The following is a 1,843-nucleotide window of genomic DNA, read 5'->3' on the forward strand; positions in this document are numbered from 1 at the left end:
GCGATGCAAATGTCCGCCGCGCTATAAACCGTCGCCTCGACGACCAGGACACACGGCCCGAAGTAGACCTGACCCACGTCGTTGGCCTCCGCGTCTCGGGTGATCGGAATAGCCCGCGAATAGGTCTCCCGAACGGTGGCGGCCGAATCCGCGGCAGCGCTCCAGCGCTCGAGGTTGGGCAGCAGCCTGCGCCTTCCCCTGCCGTTGAGGAAACGCGTGAGATTGCGCGTCAGCGGCGAGAGGATGAGCTGGAACCGCGCGGGCGCGATCTCGCGCGGCGTCAGCAGCTGCAGGATGGACTCCGCCGCCGAGATGTTGCCGCCCGTGTTGCCCCGGAGGTCGAGGATCAACCCCTCCGTGGACGTCATCCGGGCGTCCGTCAACAAGGTCTTGACCTGATCTCGAAAACCCTCCCTTCCTACATCGGCGAAGGAGAAGATCCGGAGATAGCCGACCTTCCGGGATCCGTCAGCCCCCGTGATCGAGATGCTGCGTGCGGCCAGGTGCCTCTGAAAACGTTGGCGGATCTCGAGCTCGTCCAAGGTCTCGACCTTCTTGTGCTCGGGCTCCGTTGCCGGAGGCGGGCCGGTGGTTTCGCGCCAGCCCGTCCTTCTGCCGACCCTGCCGGGTTGATCGTATTGATACACCTGGTATGCGTGTTCCCTGCTCTTTTCGCCCCAGACGTTCAATCCGAGCGTGCCGTCGCCGATCTCCTGTTCCTCAGTCGGGCCGCCCGACCCGCTGCCGTCCTCCGGGCCGAGAGCCTGAAGGGCGGGAAGACTGGCCACCAACCAATAGAAGTCACGCAGGACGGCCTCTTCGCCGACTCTGAACTGCACCGTGACCACGAACTCGTCGGGGAGCTGCGAGGTGATCAGAGGTCGAGTCGTCAGCTGCTCGAGCCCCCAGGCATCTCTCGCCGCAGTGTTGCTGCCAGGGTATTCGACGGAGTTTCGCTCGACGGCGAGCTCGATGGGCCGTCCGTTCCAGAGCTCGACTTCCCACTCGTTTTCGACCGCGCTGGCGCCCGGTGACTCGCGCCGTCCGACGACCAGATCCGAACCCTCTTTGAGGATCTCGTCGCGCACGTGAGTCACCAGATAACGCCGCTGAAGCCCTTTTCGACTTCCATCCGGGTTCTTCACCTCGTCGAAAGCTCTTTCGACGGAGAATGGCAGGAAGGCGACCAGCTCGGAGAACGGCTTGGGCTGCTTGTAGAGGGTATGGAAATCGCGCAGACTGGTGAAAATGCGCAACATTTCGCGGTGGAACTCGAGATCGGAAAGCTGAGCTCGCTCGACCAGCGTGCCGACGAACGACAGGAGATCCTCTTTCCCGGACTCAGTCTTGTCCGAGATCGTGAAACGCGAGCTCTCCAGCTGCCGGCTGAGAGCCTTGAGCCGCAGCACCGGGTCCACGCCATAGACGACGCGCTTTTGGTCACGATGGACGTAGAATTCTTCGAGGAGGTAGATCGCCCGTTCAATGATCCGCAGGCGCTCTTCCAGCGTCAGTTTGGCTTCCGTGAAGAGATGTTTGCCGTGAAGCGGGAACAGTTGGCTCGCAGTCGGCTGCAAGCCCCCGGAGCTACTCGGACGGAGCCATGGGATCTCCTCACCGGTCTTCAGTTTCCAGCCCCGGGCGTCACCTTCCCCCTCGAGCTCGAGCCAAAAGAAGGTCGAGCCCCAAGCCGATTCCTCTTCGCCGTTCATCGCTTGATCCTCCTCCGCGCTCCGAGCGCCGCCACGGGCGGCATCGAGCTGGCGGTTCCTGTCTGTCGGTTTGTGGCCGTCATTCTATCCAACGTGATGCTGGAGCCAGGCCTCGAGGATCGCCGCCTGCC

At 63.1% G+C, this 1,843-nt stretch carries 1 protein-coding gene; it reads right to left on the reverse strand.

Going from position 1 to position 1,843, the window contains the following annotated elements:
- Nucleotides 1–1,712: hypothetical protein (locus tag GY769_10640; GenBank protein MCP4202375.1), on the reverse strand; the 1,712-nt coding region annotated here is incomplete at its 3' end.
- Nucleotides 1,713–1,843: the final 131 nt, after the last annotated feature.

The organism is bacterium, assembly GCA_024224155.1.
Lineage (GTDB): Bacteria > Acidobacteriota > Thermoanaerobaculia > Multivoradales > JAHEKO01 > CALZIK01.